The organism is Streptomyces graminofaciens (genome assembly GCF_030294945.1).
Taxonomy (GTDB): domain Bacteria; phylum Actinomycetota; class Actinomycetes; order Streptomycetales; family Streptomycetaceae; genus Streptomyces; species Streptomyces graminofaciens.
Window position 1 is genome coordinate 4,958,107 of record NZ_AP018448.1, and the last position, 18,551, is coordinate 4,976,657.

Genomic DNA, 18,551 nt, shown 5'->3' on the forward strand with positions numbered 1-18,551 from the left:
AGTGTCAGGAAGGCTCCTGCGCCGGGCCTGTACGACAGCGCTGGTGACCGTCGTGACCGGCGCACTCCTCGCCGCGGCCCCCGGCCCCGGCCCCACCCCGGCTCCGTCCGGCCCGGCACTCCCCGCCCCCGGCGACCGCTCCGTCGCCACCCTCCTCACCGACCTCCAGCGGCTCTACCGCGAGGCCGAGGAGGCCACCGAGGCCTACAACGCCACCGAGGAGGAGCTGACGAAACAGCGCGCCGAGGTCGCCAGGCTGGACCGGAAGCTCACCCGGGCCCGTCTCTCCCTGCACGACAGCCGGGGCGCCGCCGGCCGCCTCGCCCGCCAGCAGTACCAGAACGGCACCACGACCCTCTCGCCGTACGTCCGCCTGCTGCTCGCCCGCGACCCGCACCGCGTCCTCGAACAGGGCCATGTCATCCACCAGGTCGCCCAGGAACGCGCGGAGACCCTGGACCGCGTGGCCGGCGGCGAGAAACGCACCGACGCCCTGGCCCACAAGGCCCGCGCCGCCCTCGACCGGCAGCTCACCCTCACCGAGCGCCGCAGGAAGGAACGCGACGGCGTCCGCGACCGCCTCGGCGAGGTCGAGCGGCTCCTCGCCTCCCTCACCGCCGACCAGCTCGCCGACCTCGCCGAGTTGGAGAAGGACACCACCGCGGCGGCCCAGGACGAGCTGATCACCTCCGGCGCGCTCGGCAGCACCCCACGCCCACCGACCGCGAACGGCGCGAAGGCCCTCCGGTACGCCGTGGCCCAGATCGGCAAACCGTACGAGTGGGGCGCCGAGGGCCCGGACACGTACGACTGCTCGGGCCTCACCTCCGAGGCCTGGGCGGACGCCGGCCACCCCATCCCCCGGACGAGCCAGGAACAGTGGGCCCAGCTGCCGCATGTCCCACTGGAGGAACTCCGCCCGGGCGACCTGATCGTCTACTTCGACAAGGCCACCCACATCGCCCTGTACCTGGGAGGGGGGATGGTCGTCCAGGCCCCGCGACCGGGAGCGAAGATCAAGGTCTCACCGATGGCGGCCAACCCGGTCCTGGGCGCCGTACGCCCCGATCCCGACGCCGAGCCCCTCAAGCACTACCGGCCGCCAAAGCTCCCGAGCACGGCGGCAGAGGGTTCGGACGAGGCCTACGACGCCTTGTAGCAAGGGGGCACCGAACCCTTGGCCACACACCCTCAGCACTCCCTACGGCGCTCCCCCGGCCACCTCGGAGAGATACGCCTCCGTCTTCTCCGCCTCGTAGAAGTACCCCTCGAAATCCGCCGGATCATCGAAGCCGTTGGCGAACCGAGAAGCCACCACCGGCAACGCCCCGGCCGCGCCGAGCAGGTTCAGCACATGCTCCGGCGGCTCGCCGAGCATCGCGTTGGCCCACTTCGTCGTCGGCCCCGCCGTCTCCGTCCAGAAGCGGTCGAACGTCCGGCGCATCCACGCCTCGTCGAACTCCTGGTCGCCGTGGTCGAGGATGGCCCGCAGATACGTTGCGGCACATTTGGACGCCGTGTTGGCGCCCTGCCCGGTGAGCGGGTCGTTGGCCACGACCACGTCGGCCACGCCGAGGGCCAGCCCTCCGCCGGGCAGATGGGCGACGGGCTCCCGTACGACGGGGGTGTAGCGGCCGCTCAGCACCCCGCCCGCGTCGGTCAGTTCGACGTTCGCGGTCCTGGCGTACTCCCACGGGGTGAACCGCTTCATCAGGGAGAGGGTGAGGGCGAGGTGCTCGGCCGGGTCGACGACGCCCTGGAAGACGTCGGCGGGGCCGCCGGGTACGCCCTCCCAGAAGAGGAGGTCGGCGGGGCCGGAGGTGGTCAGCGTCGAGGTGACGAAGAGTTCGCCGACGCCGGGGACCAGGTTGCAGTGGGCCGCCTCGTACTCCGGGTGCTCGGGGCGCGGGCCGAGACCGTGGACGTACGACGCGGCGAGGGCGCGCTGCGGGCGGGTGAAGGGGGAGCGGGCGGCGTTCCGGGGGAACATGGAGACCAGTTCGCCCTTGCCCGCGGCCACCAGGACGAGGTCGTAGACCCGGGAGAAGTAGTCGAGGTCGGAGACGGCCGCGCCGTGGACGACGAGCTGTCCGCCGCGGTGGGCGAAGGTCTCCAGCCAGCCGGCCATCTTCACCCGCTGGTCGATCGACTGGGCGTAGCCGTCGAGCCGTCCGACCCAGTCGACGACCCGCTCGGCACCGGGGCCGGCGACGGAGACGCCGATGCCGACCATCTTGGGGGCCTGGGTCTCCCAGAAGTTCAGCCGGAGGTCGCGCTCGTGCTGGAGCGCCGTATGGAACATGCACTGCGTCGACATGACCCGCCCGTGGCGGATCTCGTCCGCCGTGCGGTTGGACATCAGGGTGACCTCGTACCCGTGCGACTGCAGGCCGAGGGCGAGCTGGAGCCCGGACTGGCCGGCTCCGACGACGAGTATCTTCCGCATCCGGACTTGCTCTCCTACAGCGTCCTGGTGTCCCCCGCGCCCCTCGCGGGGGCTACTCGGGGCTGACGGATATCGCGTGCCCGCACAGGGCCAGCAGGGTGTCGATCACCGAGGTCCGGTTGCGCGCGTCCATGATCATGACAGGTACGTGCGCGGGTACGGTCAGCGCGTCCCGTACGTCCGCCACCTCGAAGTGCTCGCTGTCGTCGAACTCGTTCACCGCGACGATGTACGGCAGTCCGCAGCTCTCGAAGTAGTCGAGCGCCGGGAAGCAGTCGGTGAGGCGGCGGGTGTCGGCGAGGACGATCGCGCCGATCGCGCCGCGCACCAGGTCGTCCCACATGAACCAGAAACGTTCCTGTCCGGGGGTGCCGAACAGATAGAGCACCAGGTCGTCGGCGAGCGTGATGCGGCCGTAGTCCATGGCGACGGTGGTGGTGACCTTGTCCGGCGTCGCGGAGAGGTCGTCCGTGCCCTCGCTGGCCGTGGTCATCAGCGCCTCGGTGCGCAGCGGGGTGATCTCGGAGACCGCGCCGACCAGGGTGGTCTTGCCGACGCCGAAGCCGCCCGCGACCACGATCTTGGTGGCGATGGGGGCATGGGTGAGATCGGTCTGCCAGGCCTTCAGGTCTTCCTCGCGTTCGAGTTCGGCGACGGGCCCGAACCGGGGTTCGGAGAGGCGGTCGTGACCGCGGGAGGCGGCCGGGGCATGGCCCCCGGGCGGCCGGGAGGCGTCGGCGTCGACGCCCGGGGTGACACCGGTCGTGGCGTCGGGGGTGACGCCAGGCGAGGCGGCGTCAGAGACTGCGGAGTCCACTCAGCACCCTTTCCAGCAGAGCGCGGTCCGGCTGTCCCGGTCCGTGACCTGTTCCGTACACACGGATCTTTCCCTGGTCCGCGAGATCGCTGAGGAGGACGCGGACCACACCGAGCGGCATTCTCAGCAGCGCGGCGATCTCCGCCACCGTCCGCATACGGCGGCAGAGTTCGACGATGGCCCGCATCTCGGGCATCACCTTGGCGTTGCCCGAACCGCCCCCACGACCAGACGTGTGGGCGGTACCCCCATCCGGCTGAGGTCGCTGCTCCGGGGCTTCGAGCACGGCGACGAAGGTCTCCACGAGCAGGACGTGCCCGAAGCGGGTACGGCCACCGGTGAGCGAGTAGGGGCGGACGCGGGCGGGTTTGCGGTCCCCGCCGCGGACCGGGAGCCTCTTCTGCGCACCCTTGCGGCCGGCGGCCGGCTTCTTCGCCGGACCCGCCTTTCCGGTGCACGACCTGGTCTTCTCGGGGCCGCTCACCGGCCGCTCCCCGCCGCCTCGGTCTCCTTCTCGGCCTCCGTCTGCAGCGACTGGCGCAGTTCGCTGCGGAGTTCGGGAGTGAGGACGTGACCGGCGCGGCCGACGAAGAGCGCCATGTGGTACGCCACCACGCTCATGTCGCAGTCCGGGGAGCCGTGCACACCGAGCAGCGAGCCGTCGCTGATCGACATCACGAAGAGGCTGCCCTCGTCCATCGCGACCATCGTCTGCTTGACCCCGCCGAACTCCAGCAGCTTGGCGGCGCCGATGGTGAGGCTGCCGATGCCGGAGACGATGGTGGCGAGGTCGGCGGAGGAGCCCCGGGGACCCTGTGGCCGTTCCTGACGGGCCTCGCGGGCCGCGGCGTTTCTGCCGGGGTCGGAGGAGAGCAGCAGCAGACCGTCGGAGGAGACCACCGCGACCGACAGCAGCCCCGGCACCTCCTCGACGAGGTTGGTCAACAGCCAGTGCAGATTGCGGGCTTCACTGCTCAGTCCGAAGGTACTGGGCGCGGTCAACTGCTTGCCTCCTCGGAAGTGCCCCCCGTGGTGTCAACTGCGTCTGTCCGGTACTGCTGTGCCGCCTCGGGCGCACGGTTCTCCCCAGTCTTCTCGGCGATCTCCGCCTCCACGTCCCGGCGGCCCTCCCTGGCCCCCTGGTGGAACCCGCCGAGCCGGCGCCTGAGCTCCTCCGCGTCCACACCGCCGCCGCGCGGCTTGGGAGCCGGTACGGGTGCGGTGATCCTGGGCGTGCGCTTGGGCAGGCCCTTGTCGGTGAGGCGCGGCGTCTGTTCGGCCGCCGGGTGCGCCGCGTCCCCCTCGTCGGCGGCGCGCTCGTGGCCGTCGGGCCCGATGGTGTACGTGCCGGATTCCCCGTCCGGCTCGTACGCGTGGTCCGTGTGGTCGTTGTGGTCGTTGGCGTCGGTGTCGTCCGTCCCCGGTGCCCGGTCCGGGGTGCCGGTGTTCTGCTCCGGGATCACCGGGGCGAACAGCTCCATGGTGGTCTCGGAGACGGTCTCGGCGGCCTCCATGGCCTCCGCCGTCTCCTCGCGCGCCTTCAGGGCCCGCTCCGCCGCCTCGATCAGCGGGTCCCCGCCGCCCTCCGGCTCCCGCACGGCGACGGAACGGGCGGGCAGGACGCCTCCGTTGGTCTCGGCGTCCGCGCCCGGGAAGGACAGCGCGCCGGTGCCCGGCGCGGGGGCCGGGGCCGTCGGCGCGGCGGGGGCCTCGGCCAGCATCGAGGTGGGCAGCACGACGACCGCGGCGGTGCCGCCGGGCCGCTGGTCCTGGAGCCGTACGCGGGTGCCGAGGCGGTGGGCGAGCCGGGCCACGACGTAGAGGCCGAGCCCGAGGCCCTCGCCGTCCTCCTGGTCGTGGACCGCCTCGGGGTCGAACTCGGTGAGGCGGGCGTTGAGCTTCGCCATCCGGTCGGGGGCGATGCCGATGCCGCCGTCCTGGACGGAGAGGGTGATCTCGCCGTTCTCCATCAGCCAGCCGGAGACCTCGACGGACATCTCCGGGGGCGAGAACGACGTGGCGTTCTCCAGGAGTTCGGCGACGAGGTGGCTCAGGTCGTCGGCGGCGAAACCGGCGATGTGCGCGTGCGGTGGGAGCTGGGCGATGCGGACGCGCTCGTAGCGCTCGATCTCGCTGACGGCGGCCCGGACGACGTCGACGAGCGGGACCGCCCCGGCGTGGTGCTGGACGTGCTCGTGGCCGGCGAGGACCAGGAGGTTCTCGCTGTGGCGGCGCATGACCGTGGCGAAGTGGTCGAGCTTGAAGAGCGTGGAGAGCCGGTCGGGGTCCTGCTCGCGCTCCTCCAGGGACTCGATGACGGCGAGCTGGCGCTCGACGAGGCCGAGGGTGCGCAGGGCGAGGTTGACGAAGGTGCCGTGGATGCTGTGCTGGATCTTCTTCAGATGGGCGGCGGCGTCGGCGAGTTCGGCACGCAGCCGGTCGCGGTCGTCGGCCATGGTCTGGCGCTGGCCGATGAGGTGCTTGCGGTCGCCCTCCAGGGGCGCGAGCCGCTCGTGCAGGGCGAGGGCGTGCGCGTGCAGGGCGTTCACGGAGCGGACGACCTGGGCGAACTCGTCGTTGCGGCCGGTGAACTTGATGGGCTCCTCGGCGGCCGGGTCGCCCGCCACGCGGGCCGAGCCGATGCGCAGCACCGCGAGCGGGCGGGTCAGCGAGCGGGCCATGGCGGAGACGAGGGCGACGGCCACGAGCAGCAGGGCGCCGAGGACGGCGATCCTGATCTCCAGGGCGGTGACGTCGTCGTCGCGCAGCTGGGCGAGGTCCTTGGTGCGCCGGTCGTAGAGCGAGGACTCGGCGCCGCGCATCAGGTCGACGCGGGCGGAGAGCGCCGCGTTGGCCTTGTCGCGGTCGGTGTCCAGGTCGCCGGCGGAGAGCGTCGGCTGGTCGGTGAGGCTCTTCAGGTACTTGTCGGCGCTGTTCGCCTCGGGGCCGGTGACCGTGGAGTCGTAGGAGGAGCGGGCGGCGGCGGTCGCGATCTCGCGGAAGTCGGCGAGGGCGGCGTCGGAGCGCACCCGGGCCTGCTGGGCGGCGGCGGTGAGGGCGTCGCGCTGCTTCCGGTCGGCGACGGTGGCGCTGTCCGTGGTGGTGGACAGACCGGTGGCGGGGTCGACGACCGTCTGCGGGGTCGAGGGGACGCTGAGCGCGGCGAGGAGCAGCCCCCGGGCGACGGCGGCCTGCTGGACGGCGGTGTCGAGGTCGGCGAGCGCGTGGGCGCCGCCGCCCGCGCGGGGCGGCAGCTGCTCGGCCAGGTCCACGGCCAGCGCGTGGAGTTCGGTGAGGACCGCGGAGTACGCCTGGTGCGTCTCGAGCGCGGTGCCGTCGCCGGTGAGCGCCGACTTCCGTACGACGGCGATGGACGCGAGGTCCTCGCGGAGCGCGCCGGGGGTGTCGGTGTCCGCGCTCAGCTCGCGGACCTGGAGGTCGACGCGGGCGCTGTGCTGCTTGCTGGGGACGGCGCCCTCCGGCCGTCCGGCGGCGATGTAGGCGGTGACCTCGTCGCGCTCGTCGGACAGCGCGTGGGCGAGGGTGAGCGCTTCCTGGGTCCGCTCGGAGAGGGTGACCAGGCTCTGGGTGTCGCTCAGTTGCTCCGAGGCGGCGAGGATCGAGGGGGCGCCGGCGCCCGCGACGGCGGCGGCCACGACGGCCACCGCGACGATGAGCCGGTTGCGCGCGTGTGTCCTGCGCCCGGTGCCGACAGTGGGGCCCTGCTGGTCCGCCGTCCCCTGTCCCGGGGTGGCGGAGCCCTTCTGGGCCTTGGAGGCCTTGGCAGTCGCCTGCTTGCCTGTGCGCCGAGGCCGCGTCTTCTGCACCGGTGCTCGCATTCCTGACTCGTGTACCCATGGGCCCGGGTGACGATCCGCCAACTAGTCACATAAGAGCGTCCCCGGTACGGCTCCCGACCCTCCCAGCGCCGGTGGGCGGCGGTCCCGCATCATCAGACCCGCCACCCGAAGGAGTGAACATCGCGGGGGAGTTGGCGAGCAAGTTCCGCTGGCTCGCGCGGGTGTCCCGGACAGCGGGTCGGTTGGACGTCGGCGACGCGCTTTGGCAGGATTCGCCAGCACGCCTCACCGGCCACGATCATTCCATGCCAAACCCGGCGCCCCGCCTGCCGGGTCCCGGACGTACGGCGACCGTTGTCGGCCTTTCACGGCCCTTGAATCTCTCCTGCAGACTGGCCGAATGCGTACGGAACTCGCCTCGGAGCCCGGTGACCCGTCCCGCCCCAACGAGGACTTCGCATCCGTCGCCCTTCCCGCGGGGGGACAGGGCGGCGCGCTGGTCGTCCTCGACGGTGTGACGCCCCCTCAGGGGGACTACGGCTGTCGACATTCGGTCGCCTGGTTCAGTTCCCGCCTCGGCGGCGCCCTGACCGAACTATCCGTTTCACCACGGCTTCCGCCCCTGACCGAGGTGCTCGGCGAGGCTATTTCTCGTACCGCCGAGGAGCACGCCCAAACCTGTGACCTTTCTCACCCGCGTACCCCGCAGGCGACGGTGGTCCTGGCGCGCTGGTCGGCGGAGCGGGTCGAGTACCTGGTCCTGTCGGACTCGGCGCTGTTGTCCGAGGCCCCGAACGGCATGGTGACGGCCCTCCTGGACGACCGTCTCGCCCGCGTCCCGCGCACGTCGTTGGCGTCGGCCGCGCACGTGGACGCGACGCTGCGGAACAAGGAGGGCGGCTTCTGGACGGCGGCCGCCGACCCGGCGGTGGCGGCGCGGGCGGTGACGGGTTCGCTGCCTCGCGCGCAGGTGCGGGCGCTGGCCGCGCTGACGGACGGCGCGACCCGCTGGGTGGAGAAGTTCCACGAGGGCGACTGGGCGGACTGCTTCACCGTCGTCCGCAAGGAGGGCGCACGGGCGCTCGTGGACCGCGTACGGGTGCTCGAAACGGCGGATGTGGAGCGGCAGTTCCTGGGCCGGAGCAAGCGGCACGACGACGCGACGGTGGTGTACGCGGAGCTGTGACGGCTTGCGCGGCGGGCGTCAGCTCTCGGTGCTGTCGCGGTTCAGCTGGTGCAGGAGGTGGGCCAGTTGGGCGACCTCGTCGCGGTCCCAGTTCGTCATCTGCCGTACGTACTCCGCGCGCCGGGCGTTGCGTACGGCCCTGAACCGGGCGCGGCCCTCGTCCGTGAGGTGGACGAGCCAGGCGCGGCCGTCGGCGGGGTCGGGTTCGCGGGCGATCAGGCCGAGGTGTTCGAGGGCCCGCAACTGGCGGGACATGGTGGCCTTGCCGACGCCGATGAACGCGGCGAGTTCGGTGGCGCGCAGCCGGCCGGCCTCGTCGAGCCGGGCGAGCAGGCCGTACGCGGCGGACTCCAGTTCCGGGTGGACGGCGCGGGCCATCTCGCCGGACTTTGCGCGGGCCCGCCGGAACAGGACCGTCAGTTCCCGCTCCAGCGCCAGGAACGCCTGGTCCATCCCGCCCGTCGGCGCGTGGGACCCGAAGTGCTGCCCGTCGCCGTTTCCGCCCTCGTCCCGCATGCGGCGCTCCTGATCCGTTCGCTGTGCTGCCGGGTTTTCGTCTGCTGCGCTTCCGGGTTTTCCGGGGATCCGGAAGTTCCCGCCATGGGCTGCCGTTTACGCAGCTCCGACAGTATTTCGCAGAGCCGGGGCCGGATCGGCACCCGTCCCCGCGGTCTGTCGGCTCCGGGGCGGTCCCTACCTTCGCAGAGCCTCGGCCGGCTCGATGCGGGAGGCCCGCCAGGCGGGGTAGAGGCCGGCCAGTACGCCGGTGGCGAGACCGATGAGCGGGGCCGCGGCCACGGTGCCCGGATGGATGACGGCCGTCCAGTCCCGTACGACGGCGACGGTGAGCACGGTGAGTACGCCGAGCGAGGTGCCGACCAGCCCGCCGAGCATGCCGAGCGCCCCGGACTCCGCGAGGAACTGGCCGAGGATGTGGCGCCCCCCGGCCCCCAGCGAGCGCCGCAGGCCGATCTCCCCGGTGCGTTCCAGTACGGCGACGAGTGTGGTGTTGGCGATGCCGACCGCCCCGATGACCAGGCAGATCGCGGCGAGGACGAGGAAGAGCTGGTCCAGGTCGGAGGTGACGGAGGTGCGCAGCGACCTGGGGTCGGGCGGCGGTACGGCCTTGAAGTGGCCCGGCTGGTCCGGGCGCAGGGCGAGCGGGGCCTCCTCGGCGATCTGGACGGCCGCGCCGATCCGGGTGGAGATCAGCATGCCGGCGCGGTTCTGGATGGGCGGGCCCCACAGCGCTGCCGCCGTCGTACGCGGCACGACCACCGAGAGCAGCAGATCGGCCTTGCGTTCCACGTCCGCGACGACGCCGATGACGGTGAAGGGGACCTCGCCGATGAAGACGGCGGGCCGGGTGTCCAGGGTGGTGATGCCCAGCCGGGCCGCCGTACCGGCGCCGATCACGGCGACCCGTTGCCGCTCCCTGTCGTGCCAGGAGTCGAAGAGCCTGCCCTGCTGGAGGGTGGCGCGGGCGGCCGTGAGGACACCGGGGGACGCGGCGAGGACCGGGACCTCGTCGCCCCGGGCGCCCTCCCCGACCGGCGCGGCGCGCACCCGGCGGGCGGCGGGGGCGTCGACGGTCCAGTAGACCCCGGCGGCCTCGACACCGTGGAGGCGTTCGATCCGGCGGTCGGCGTCGTCGGGGAAGGAGAGGGCGGGTTTCACGGGTTCGTCGCCGCCGGTGTCCTCGACGGTCACCTCGGTGGCGGTCAGGGCGGTGAAGCGGGAGTCGATCTGGGAGGAGGCGGTCGCGGTCAGCCCGAGGATGGCCACGAAGGTGCCGACGCCGAGCACGGTGCCGAGCGCGGTGAGCGCGGAGCGCCCGGGGCGTTGGAGTACTCCGGCGACGGCTTCGGAGAGGAGGTCGTGGAGGGTGAGGTGGGAGCGGGGGATGGTGGGGGTGGGGCCCTTGTGGCGGCGGGGCGCTCTCAGCCGGAGCCCGGGGAACCTGGGGAACCTCATGCGGCACGCCCGTTCCGCCCGCCCGGTGCGCCCGGCCCGCCCAGCCCGCCCGGCCCGCCCGGTGCGCTCGGCCCGCCCAGCCCGCCCGGCCCGTTCAGCCCGCTCGGTTCGCTGAGCGCCCCGTCCCGGATGGTGATCGTGCGGCGGCCCCGGGCGGCGACGGCCGGGTCATGGGTGATCACCACGAGCGTCATGCCGTCGTCGTGCAGAGCGTCGAGGAGGCGGAGCACGGACTCGGCGGTCGCGGTGTCCAGGCTGCCGGTGGGCTCGTCGCACAGCAGGAGCGAGGGGCGGGCCACGAGGGCGCGGGCGATGGCCACGCGCTGGCGTTCGCCGCCGGAGAGCCGGGTGGGCGGCGCGTCGGCGCGCGCGCCGAGCCCGACCCGCTCCAACGCCTCCCGCGCCCGCGCCGCGCGCGCCCCCCGCCGTACGCGCCCGCCGTACATCATCGCCAGCTCGACGTTCTCGCGGGCGCTGCGGTGGGGCAGGAGGTGGAAGGACTGGAAGACGAAGCCGATGCGGCGGCCGCGCAGGGCCGTGCGCTCGCTGTCCCTCAGCGCGCCGGTGTCATGGCCGTCGAGCAGACAGATGCCGGCCGTCGGGGTGTCCAGCAGCCCCGCGATGTTGAGGAAGGTCGACTTCCCGGAGCCGGAGGGCCCGACGACGGTGACGTACTCGCCGCGCTCGATCCGCAGGTCACAGGGTTTGAGCGCCTCGACCGGGGGTGGGCCGGGGTAGGTGAAGGCGGCGCCGCGCAGTTCGAGGACGGGGGGTTCGCTCACGGACTCGTGTACGGCCTCGGTCATCCGGCGTTCTCCCCGGAGTCCGGCCCGGCGTTCTCCCCGCCCGTCACGCCCACGATCACCCGGTCGCCCTTGTGCAACCGGGCTCCGCCCAGGGGCCGTACGGCGACGAAGCCGTCTCCCGTGGTGCTGGTGGCGACCTCCGTGCGGTGGCGCTTGCCGCCCGCGCCGTACACCGTGACGACGGACTTGCCGTCGGCCCCGGCCGAGATCGCGGCGACCGGTACGATCAGCACCTTTTTCTTGGAAGAGCCTGCGGTAACGGTGAGCCTGACGTCCTGACCGGAGAGTCCGGCGGGCAGCCTCTTCCCCGGTTTGACCAGCACGACATACCCGCCGCCGCTCCCCTCCCCCGAGCCGTCCCCGGCGTCCTGGCTCTCGCCGTCGCCCTGGTCGGCCGCCTCGGACACCGTGGTGACGGTGCCCTCGGCCGTGGTGCCGGTGGCCTCGGAGAGGATCTCGACCCGCTGCCCGGCCCGAACCAGGTCGCGTTGCTCGGGGCCGATCCGGCCCTGTACGACGAGGTCGCCCGCGGAGACGGTGAGGAGTTCCGCGCCGGGCCCGGCCTCGGCGCCGACCCGGGTGCCCAGCCGGTCGACCCGGGCGGGGATACCGCGCAGGAAGACCACCTCGGCGGCGGGCAGCATGGGGCCGTCGACCGCCTCCAGCGCGGCGAGTTCGGCCTTGGCCGCGGCCAGGTCCTCCGCCGCGCGGCTCCTCTGCTTGCCCTTCGGCGCGTCCTGCCAGGTGCGCTCGGCCTGGGTCACCGCCCGCTCGGCGGCGGTCAGTTCGGCGGCGCCGTCGGGTCTGGCGGGCAGCGGTTCGTAGCCCCGGGAGGCGTAGAAGGCGGCAAGGGCCCGTTCGGTGCCCGCGCCGAAGGTGCCCTCGGGGTCCGGGGCGGTGCCGTGGCCGAGACGGGTGAGCGCGCGCTGGAACTGGGTGACGTCCGCGCCGCGCGCGCCGGGCTTGAGGTCGCGGTAGGCGGGCAGGGTGCCCTGAAGGGCGAAGAGCGGTCGGCCGGAGATCTCGACCAGCACCGAGCCGGCCTTCACCGCGGCGCCCTCGCGCAGCGGGGTCCTGGTCACCACCGCGCGCACGGCGTCCCCGCCGCCCGCCGACACCGCCGTGATCTCGACGGTCTGGTCCGCCCGTACGGTGCCGCGCAGCACGACGGAGTCCTTGAGCACCCGGTACTCGACGGGAGCGGTGAGCACGTCCGCCGGGGGCGGTCCCTGTGCGGCGGCGCGCTCCGCGGGGGACTTGACCAGGGTGGCGGCGCCGATGCCTCCGGCCGACAGCACGACGGCCGCCACGACGACGGTGACCAGCAGACTCCGCCGCCGCGCGAGCGCCACACCACCGCCGCCCGCGCCCTCACCGCCACCGCCGCCCGCGCCCTCACCGGCATCGGCATCGGCGGCACCCCCATCGGCCGTCCCGGTCGCCGTACCGGCCGCGAGCTCCTCGGTCGTCGGCTCCGTGGACTCCTCAGGCACCGCCGCCCACCAGCCGCCCCGAGTTGCGCAGGACGGCGTCGACGGTCCGCTTCACCTCAGCCATGCGTTCGGCGTTCTTCTCGATGTACTGCTTCTCGTACGCGGCCTGCACGGCCCACCACACACCGACGACGTTGACCTTCTGCTTGCAGGCGACATCGGCCTTCGCCACCTGGATCTCCGCCTGGCCGGCGGGCTTGGAGGCGTCCCATTTGTCGTCGTCGTTGGCCTGCATCGGGTCGTCGTAGTCGTAGCCGGCCTTCTCCATGCAGGCACTCCACTCGCCGAAGACCTTCTTCACCCGCTCGTCGGCGTCCGTACGGGCCCGGAGCGCGACTCGGTCGTTGGGCAACTGAAGGAAGCTGTCCGTCCCGCCCTCGCCGAGCGTCTCGCGGTTCGCCTCGCCCCGGCAGCCGCCCTCGGGGACCTGCTCGCCGTCGACCTGCTTGCCCGCGTTGCTGCCCACGAGCACCGCGCGCTCGGCCGCGGTGGGGGTGGTGTCCTCCCCGGTGCCGTCGCCCTCCTCGACGGGGCGGTGCCGCTCGGGCGCCCGGTAGCCGGAGGTGGCCGCCGCGTCCGCGTCGATGAGGAAGTAGTAACGGGTCATGTCGGGGCGGAGGTCCGGGACCTCGCCGGCGTCGAGAACGGCGTCCATGGCCCGGAAGTCGAAGCCGAACCGCGACATGCACCGCCGGATGAGCGACCGCTGGGCCTTGAGATACGTCCCGTACTGCTCCTTGCCGAGGATGTACCCGTCCATCGGCAGATCGGAGATGTCCGCGCTGCTGCGCACCCGGGGTATCGCGCCGAGGTCGGGCACGGGCCCGTCGCCCTCGGTGCCTTCCCCCGAGCAACCGGCTAGGACGACGGCCAGAATTACGACCGGCGTCGCGCTGCGGAACCTGATGCGGCTCACGGAACTCCAAACCTCCGGGTGGGAGACCTTCTGAGAAACTGGGGCCCAGTGGCGCCGGCGGATTCCGGCCGTCGGCGCCACCGTTCACCGTGCGAGGACGCTCACGGTGTGTGGGAGCGTCAGGAGTTCTGGGACGACGAGGCCTTGTCGTTCATGGCGTCGCCCACATAGCTGCTGTTCACGTAGGCGCCGTAGCTCGCCCCGCCGAAGTTGTCGTGCTCCCAGAGCCTGGTCTCGCAGTCGGAGTAGCTCAGGAAGGACGAGACCGTGTCGTTCCACCCGTAGGGCGAGAACGAGCTGAGCTGCCAGTCCACGTCGGCGTTGGTGTCACAGCCGTAGTCGCCGGTCAGGGTGAACGACGCACCGCCGTAGTTGGCGTGCTGGTAGAGGACGACATGGACGACCGCGAGGGCGCCGGCCTCCTGCTCGGTGTCGCTCGGCGCCGCCTGGGCCGGGGCCACGGCCCCGAGGGCGGCCGCACCGCTCAGGGCGACTGCGGCGAGGACGGTTCTGATGCGCATTGCTGTTTCCTCTCACTCAGTTGACGAGGTGGAACGGAAACGTGCTGCGAAGAACTCCAGGGGCGTCGAACGGCCCCGGAGGGTTGGAGCGGCATCACTGTCGTGGAGGCGCCAGTCGCGGGCAAACCGCCAACAAACGTTCCGGACAAGGGAGTTGACCGCTTGCGCACACCCCTCGGGCGCACCGCTCGCGTCCTGGGCGGGCCCCGACCCGTCCTTTACACAGGGTCTTTACATAAAGCTGACATAAATTTCACAGGCGATTCGGGATTGATCCGGACGTCATGCCCATGACGGAAGTTGGACCGGAAACACCCCCTCGGCACCCGAAGCCGCCCGCCCCGGCCCCCGTCGCCGCATACGCGTGTGGCCCGGAACCCCGTAAGGGGCCCCGGGCCACACACACCCGCACCGCGTCCGTCACGCCGCGGCCGGGATCCTCACCTCCCCGGACTCCCCGGACTTGGACTCCCCTGCCGTCTCCGCCGGGGCGAGCGCCAGCTCCAGCACCTGCCGGACGTCGGTCACGGCATGGACGTCGAGCTTGTCGAGGACCTCGGCCGGGACGTCGTCCAGGTCGGGCTCGTTGCGCTTGGGGATGACGACGGTCGTGACGCCCGCCCGGTGCGCGGCCAGCAGCTTCTGCTTGACGCCACCGATGGGCAGCACGCGCCCGGTCAGCGAGACCTCACCGGTCATCGCCACATCCGTCCGGACCAGCCGCCCCGACAGGAGCGAGGCGAGCGCCGTCGTCATGGTGACGCCCGCGCTCGGCCCGTCCTTGGGCACGGCCCCCGCCGGGAAGTGGATGTGCACGCCCCGGTCCTTCAGATCGCCCACGGGCAGCTCCAGTTCGGCCCCGTGCGAGCGCAGGAAGCTCAGCGCGATCTGCGCCGACTCCTTCATGACATCGCCCAGCTGCCCGGTGAGCGTCAGCCCCGCCGCGCCCGTCTCCGGGTCGGCGAGCGACGCCTCCACGTACAGGACGTCACCGCCCGCGCCGGTGACCGCGAGCCCGGTCGCGACACCCGGTACCGCCGTACGCCGCTCGGCCGGGTCCTGGGCGGACTCGGGCACGTGGTGCGGGCGCCCGATGAGCGCGCGCAGATCGCCGTCCGCGATGGTGAACGGCAGCTCCCGCTCGCCCAGTTCGTGCTGTGCGGCGACCTTGCGGAGCAGCCGGGCCACGGCCCGCTCCAGGTTCCGTACGCCGGCCTCGCGCGTGTACTCACCGGCGAGCCTGCGCAGCGCGCTCTCGTCGAGGACGACCTCGTCGGCCCCGAGCCCGGCCCGCTCCAACTGCCGGGGCAGCAGATGGTCCCGGGCGATGACGACCTTCTCGTCCTCGGTGTACCCGTCCAGCCGGACCAGCTCCATCCGGTCTAGCAGCGCCTCCGGAATGGCCTCCAGCACATTGGCGGTGGCGAGGAACACGACGTCGGACAGGTCGAGTTCGACCTCCAGGTAGTGGTCCCGGAAGGTGTGGTTCTGGGCGGGGTCGAGGACTTCGAGAAGGGCGGCCGCCGGGTCGCCCCGGAAGTCGGAGCCCACCTTGTCGATCTCGTCCAGCAGGACCACCGGGTTCATGGACCCGGCCTCCTTGATGGCGCGGACGATGCGCCCGGGCAGGGCGCCCACGTACGTACGCCGGTGCCCGCGGATCTCCGCCTCGTCACGCACACCGCCGAGCGCGACCCGCACGAACTTCCGCCCCATGGCGTGCGCGACCGATTCCCCGAGGCTGGTCTTTCCGACCCCGGGGGGCCCCACGAGGGCGAGTACGGCACCCCCGCGGCGCCCGCCGACGACGCCCAGCCCCCGGTCGGCCCGCCGCTTGCGCACGGCGAGGTACTCGGTGATGCGCTCCTTCACGTCCTCCAGGCCGGCGTGCTCGGCGTCGAGCACTCCCTTGGCGCCCTGGATGTCGTAGGAGTCCTCGGTCCGCTCGTTCCACGGCAGTTCGAGCACCGTGTCGAGCCATGTGCGGATCCACCCGCCCTCGGGCGACTGGTCGCTGGTCCGCTCCAGCTTGTCGACCTCCTTGAGCGCGGCCTCACGCACGGACTCGGGAAGGTCGGCGGCCTCGACCCGCGTCCGGTAGTCGTCGGACTCGTCCCCGTCCTGCTCGCCGTTCAGCTCGCGCAGTTCCTTGCGGACGGCGTCGAGCTGCCGCCGCAGCAGGAACTCCCGATGCTGCTTGTCGACGCCTTCCTGAACGTCCTTGGCGATGGTCTCGGCGACGTCCTGCTCGGCGAGGTGGTCGCGCAGCAGCTGGGTGGCGAGCTTCAGCCGGGCGACGGGGTCGCCGGTCTCCAGGAGCTGGATCTTCTGCTCGGTGGTGAGGAACGGCGAGTACCCGGAGTTGTCGGCGAGGGCGGACACGTCGTCGATGGCCTGCACCCGGTCAACCACCTGCCAGGCGCCGCGCTTGCGGAGCCAGCTGGTGGCGAGCGCCTTGTACTCCGTGACCAGCTCGCCGACATGCCCCGGCAGCGGCTCGGGCACGCTCTCCTCGATCTGGGCGCCCTCGACCCACAGCGCGGCCCCGGGCCCGGTGGTCCCCGCCCCGATCCTCACCCGCCCGCGCGCCCGGATCAGGGCCCCCGGGTCGCCGTCGGCGAGCCGCCCGACCTGCTCGACGGTGCCCAGGACGCCCGTGCTCGCGTAGGTCCCGTCGATCCGTGGCACCAGCAGCACCCGTGGCTTGCCCGGCTCGGCCCGCGCCGCGGCCTGCGCGGCCTCCACCGCGGCCCGTACATCCGTGTCATTGAGGTCCAGCGGCACCACCATGCCAGGCAGCACGACCTCGTCGTCGAGCGGCAGTACGGGCAGGGTGAGCGGTGCGGACGTCGAAGCCATGATCTCTCCCTCGGCATTCAAGTTGAGCTATGCCGACTCAATGCGTGTGCGCCGGTGATTGTTCCCAGGGGAGCGGCTCGTTCGCTGTGAGCGATCGATCACCGCGGAGGGCCCGGCATAAGTAATAATCACTAAGCCATTTCACCTATTACATTTCATCTATCACACAACACCTGGGGGTCGCGGTGGACGGAATCGTGCGGGCCTGGATCGACGGATGGGTCGTCTCGCGCGGGGCGGCGCCGCCCATCGCGGAGCCGTGGGGCTGCACGATCGACGTGGGAACGCCCGACCACATCACCCGCCACGTCCTCACCGCCACGAACGACGCCGTCGACGAGACCACGGTCCGCAAGGTCGCGGACGCGGTGACCGGTGCCGGCGTATGGCTCAAGGTCTTCGCCGCGCCGTCGACGGTCGCCCCCTGGCTCGGCGAGGGCTGGTGGATCGACCCCGAACCGGGCTACCTGATGTCCGTCCCGCTGTCGAGGCCACCGAAGGGCGCCGAGGTCCCGGGCGGGCCCGACGGCTACCGGCTGCGCGTCTGGTCCCGCGGCGGCGTGACCCGCGCGATGATCGCCGCCCCCGACGGCTCCTGGGCGGCCCGCGGCCAGATCGCCCCGACCGGCGCCACGGCGGTCGTCGACCAGATAGAAACCTCCCCGTCCCACCGCCGCCGGGGCCTAGGCACCCTGATCATGCGCACCCTCACCCACGCCGCCCTCGAACAGGGCGCCGAGACGGGCATCCTGGCCGGCACACCGGAAGGCCGCGCACTGTACGAGTCCCTGGGCTGGACGGTGGCGGCACCCCTGACGAGCGCGAAGTTCACGGGGCGGCCGTAAGGAGTGCCGCCCGGCGGTGAAAATCCCGTTGCCGCACCCCGGCCCGTGAGCGAGCGTCTGGCGCATGACGGACACCGAAACCCTGCTCGCCGCCTACGACGCCCAGATGCGCGGCGCACCCCCGAACCCGCCCGCGGGAGTGACGTACGAGCAGGACGGGCCCGTGGTGCGGGTCGTCGGGCAGGTCTGCGGGTATGTCGCGGCGGCAAGCGATCTCGGGGTGCGGGGCGCGGAGTTGGACGAGCTGATCGTCCGCCAGCGCGACTACTTCGGCGTGCGCGGCGAGAGCCTGAAGTGGAAGGTCCGCGGCTACGACCGGCCGACCGAGCTCACCGGCCGGCTGCTCGCCGCCGGTTTCGTGGCCGAGGAGCCGGAGACGGTGGTCGTCGGCATCGTCGAGGACCTCACCGTGCGGCAGTCGGTGCTGCCCGACGGGGTCACGGTCCGCCAGGTCACCGCCGAGACGGACATGCGGCGGATCGCCGCCCTGGAGTCGGCCGTCTGGGAACAGGACCTTCACTGGCTGGCCGACGACCTGATCGGACGGATCGCCGCCGCCCCGGACGGGATCGCCGTCTTCGTCGCCGAGGCCGACGGCGAGGTCGTGTCCGCGGCCTGGATCATCTTCCGCGAGGCATCGGAGTTCGCCAGTCTGTACGGCGGCTCGACCCTCACCGCGTGGCGCGGCAGGGGCATCTACCGCGCCCTCGTCGCCGCCCGCGCGGAACTCGCCGCCGCCCGCGAGGTCCCGTACCTCCACGTCGACGCCTCCGCCGACAGCCACCCCGTCCTGCGCGGCCTGGGCTTCCGGGCCGTCACCACGACCACGCCGTACGTGTGGTCGCCGCCGGGCCCTCAGGACTTGTCGTCGGACGACAGGCCGTAAGG

Annotated in this window: 16 protein-coding genes; 4 read left to right on the forward strand and 12 right to left on the reverse strand. The window is 72.5% G+C overall.

Annotated features, from left to right (window positions below):
• The first annotated feature begins 1 nt into the window (after position 1).
• On the forward strand, positions 2–1,159 hold the full coding sequence (locus tag SGFS_RS21005) for a C40 family peptidase (RefSeq protein ID WP_286252407.1): 1,158 nt from the start codon (positions 2–4) through the stop codon (positions 1,157–1,159).
• 42 nt (positions 1,160–1,201) lie between these two features.
• On the opposite strand, the gene SGFS_RS21010 is transcribed toward SGFS_RS21005, so the two are convergent.
• The 5 genes from SGFS_RS21010 to SGFS_RS21030 form a co-directional block, all read right to left on the reverse strand.
• A complete protein-coding gene (locus tag SGFS_RS21010; RefSeq protein ID WP_286252409.1) occupies positions 1,202–2,446 on the reverse strand; it encodes a styrene monooxygenase/indole monooxygenase family protein in 1,245 nt (414 codons plus the stop codon).
• 52 nt (positions 2,447–2,498) lie between these two features.
• The gene (locus tag SGFS_RS21015) at positions 2,499–3,074 is read right to left on the reverse strand and encodes a GTP-binding protein (RefSeq protein ID WP_286259995.1); all 576 of its coding nucleotides are present in this window, start codon (positions 3,072–3,074) and stop codon (positions 2,499–2,501) included.
• A gap of 169 nt (positions 3,075–3,243) precedes the next feature.
• Entirely contained in the window at positions 3,244–3,747 is a 504-nt protein-coding gene (locus tag SGFS_RS21020) for a DUF742 domain-containing protein (RefSeq protein WP_286252410.1), read from the reverse strand.
• Positions 3,744–4,265, reverse strand: a complete 522-nt coding sequence (locus SGFS_RS21025; RefSeq protein ID WP_286252411.1) for a roadblock/LC7 domain-containing protein — start codon at positions 4,263–4,265, stop codon at positions 3,744–3,746. Before SGFS_RS21025 ends, SGFS_RS21020 begins: the two co-directional genes overlap by 4 nt.
• Positions 4,262–7,090 (reverse strand): sensor histidine kinase, encoded by a 2,829-nt coding sequence (locus SGFS_RS21030; protein ID WP_434027673.1) that lies wholly within the window; start codon positions 7,088–7,090, stop codon positions 4,262–4,264. The genes SGFS_RS21025 and SGFS_RS21030 overlap by 4 nt, the downstream gene beginning before the upstream one ends.
• Before the next feature lie 373 nt (positions 7,091–7,463).
• Between SGFS_RS21030 and SGFS_RS21035 the strand changes: the two genes are divergently transcribed.
• Positions 7,464–8,249 carry a protein phosphatase 2C domain-containing protein gene (locus SGFS_RS21035; RefSeq protein WP_286252414.1) on the forward strand — a complete coding sequence of 262 codons (786 nt, stop codon included), beginning with the start codon at positions 7,464–7,466 and terminating at the stop codon, positions 8,247–8,249.
• An 18-nt stretch (positions 8,250–8,267) separates the two neighbouring features.
• Here the strand turns inward: SGFS_RS21035 and SGFS_RS21040 are convergent, their stop codons facing one another.
• The 7 genes from SGFS_RS21040 to lon all read right to left on the reverse strand — a co-directional run bounded on the left by SGFS_RS21040 (position 8,268) and on the right by lon (position 16,818).
• A complete protein-coding gene (locus SGFS_RS21040) occupies positions 8,268–8,765 on the reverse strand; it encodes a MarR family winged helix-turn-helix transcriptional regulator (protein WP_286252416.1) in 498 nt (165 codons plus the stop codon).
• Between the two features lie 177 nt (positions 8,766–8,942).
• Positions 8,943–10,223: an ABC transporter permease gene (locus SGFS_RS21045; RefSeq protein WP_286252418.1), complete on the reverse strand. Its 1,281-nt coding sequence runs from the start codon at positions 10,221–10,223 to the stop codon at positions 8,943–8,945.
• Positions 10,220–11,029: an ABC transporter ATP-binding protein gene (locus tag SGFS_RS21050; protein ID WP_286252419.1), complete on the reverse strand. Its 810-nt coding sequence runs from the start codon at positions 11,027–11,029 to the stop codon at positions 10,220–10,222. The genes SGFS_RS21045 and SGFS_RS21050 overlap by 4 nt, the downstream gene beginning before the upstream one ends.
• Positions 11,026–12,522, reverse strand: a complete 1,497-nt coding sequence (locus SGFS_RS21055; protein WP_286252421.1) for a peptidoglycan-binding protein — start codon at positions 12,520–12,522, stop codon at positions 11,026–11,028. Before SGFS_RS21055 ends, SGFS_RS21050 begins: the two co-directional genes overlap by 4 nt.
• A complete protein-coding gene (locus tag SGFS_RS21060; protein WP_286252423.1) occupies positions 12,515–13,438 on the reverse strand; it encodes a hypothetical protein in 924 nt (307 codons plus the stop codon). Before SGFS_RS21060 ends, SGFS_RS21055 begins: the two co-directional genes overlap by 8 nt.
• A 119-nt stretch (positions 13,439–13,557) precedes the next feature.
• On the reverse strand, positions 13,558–13,959 hold the full coding sequence (locus tag SGFS_RS21065) for a hypothetical protein (protein WP_286252424.1): 402 nt from the start codon (positions 13,957–13,959) through the stop codon (positions 13,558–13,560).
• Between the two features lie 420 nt (positions 13,960–14,379).
• The gene (lon, locus tag SGFS_RS21070; RefSeq protein ID WP_286252425.1) at positions 14,380–16,818 is read right to left on the reverse strand and encodes an endopeptidase La; all 2,439 of its coding nucleotides are present in this window, start codon (positions 16,816–16,818) and stop codon (positions 14,380–14,382) included.
• A 185-nt stretch (positions 16,819–17,003) separates the two neighbouring features.
• Here lon and SGFS_RS21075 point away from each other — a divergent pair, with 185 nt between their 5' ends.
• Positions 17,004–17,663, forward strand: a complete 660-nt coding sequence (locus SGFS_RS21075) for a GNAT family N-acetyltransferase (RefSeq protein ID WP_286252426.1) — start codon at positions 17,004–17,006, stop codon at positions 17,661–17,663.
• 64 nt (positions 17,664–17,727) lie between these two features.
• Positions 17,728–18,549: a GNAT family N-acetyltransferase gene (locus tag SGFS_RS21080; RefSeq protein WP_286252427.1), complete on the forward strand. Its 822-nt coding sequence runs from the start codon at positions 17,728–17,730 to the stop codon at positions 18,547–18,549.
• Positions 18,550–18,551: the final 2 nt, after the last annotated feature.

Coding starts and splice junctions, on each gene's coding strand:
- SGFS_RS21010 (WP_286252409.1), bottom strand. CDS start 2,446: ATGCGGAAGATACTCGTCGTCGGAGCCGGCCAGTCCGGGCTCCAGCTC.
- SGFS_RS21035 (WP_286252414.1), top strand. CDS start 7,464: ATGCGTACGGAACTCGCCTCGGAGCCCGGTGACCCGTCCCGCCCCAAC.
- SGFS_RS21040 (WP_286252416.1), bottom strand. CDS start 8,765: ATGCGGGACGAGGGCGGAAACGGCGACGGGCAGCACTTCGGGTCCCAC.
- SGFS_RS21045 (WP_286252418.1), bottom strand. CDS start 10,223: ATGAGGTTCCCCAGGTTCCCCGGGCTCCGGCTGAGAGCGCCCCGCCGC.
- SGFS_RS21050 (WP_286252419.1), bottom strand. CDS start 11,029: ATGACCGAGGCCGTACACGAGTCCGTGAGCGAACCCCCCGTCCTCGAA.
- SGFS_RS21065 (WP_286252424.1), bottom strand. CDS start 13,959: ATGCGCATCAGAACCGTCCTCGCCGCAGTCGCCCTGAGCGGTGCGGCC.
- lon (WP_286252425.1), bottom strand. CDS start 16,818: ATGGCTTCGACGTCCGCACCGCTCACCCTGCCCGTACTGCCGCTCGAC.
- SGFS_RS21080 (WP_286252427.1), top strand. CDS start 17,728: ATGACGGACACCGAAACCCTGCTCGCCGCCTACGACGCCCAGATGCGC.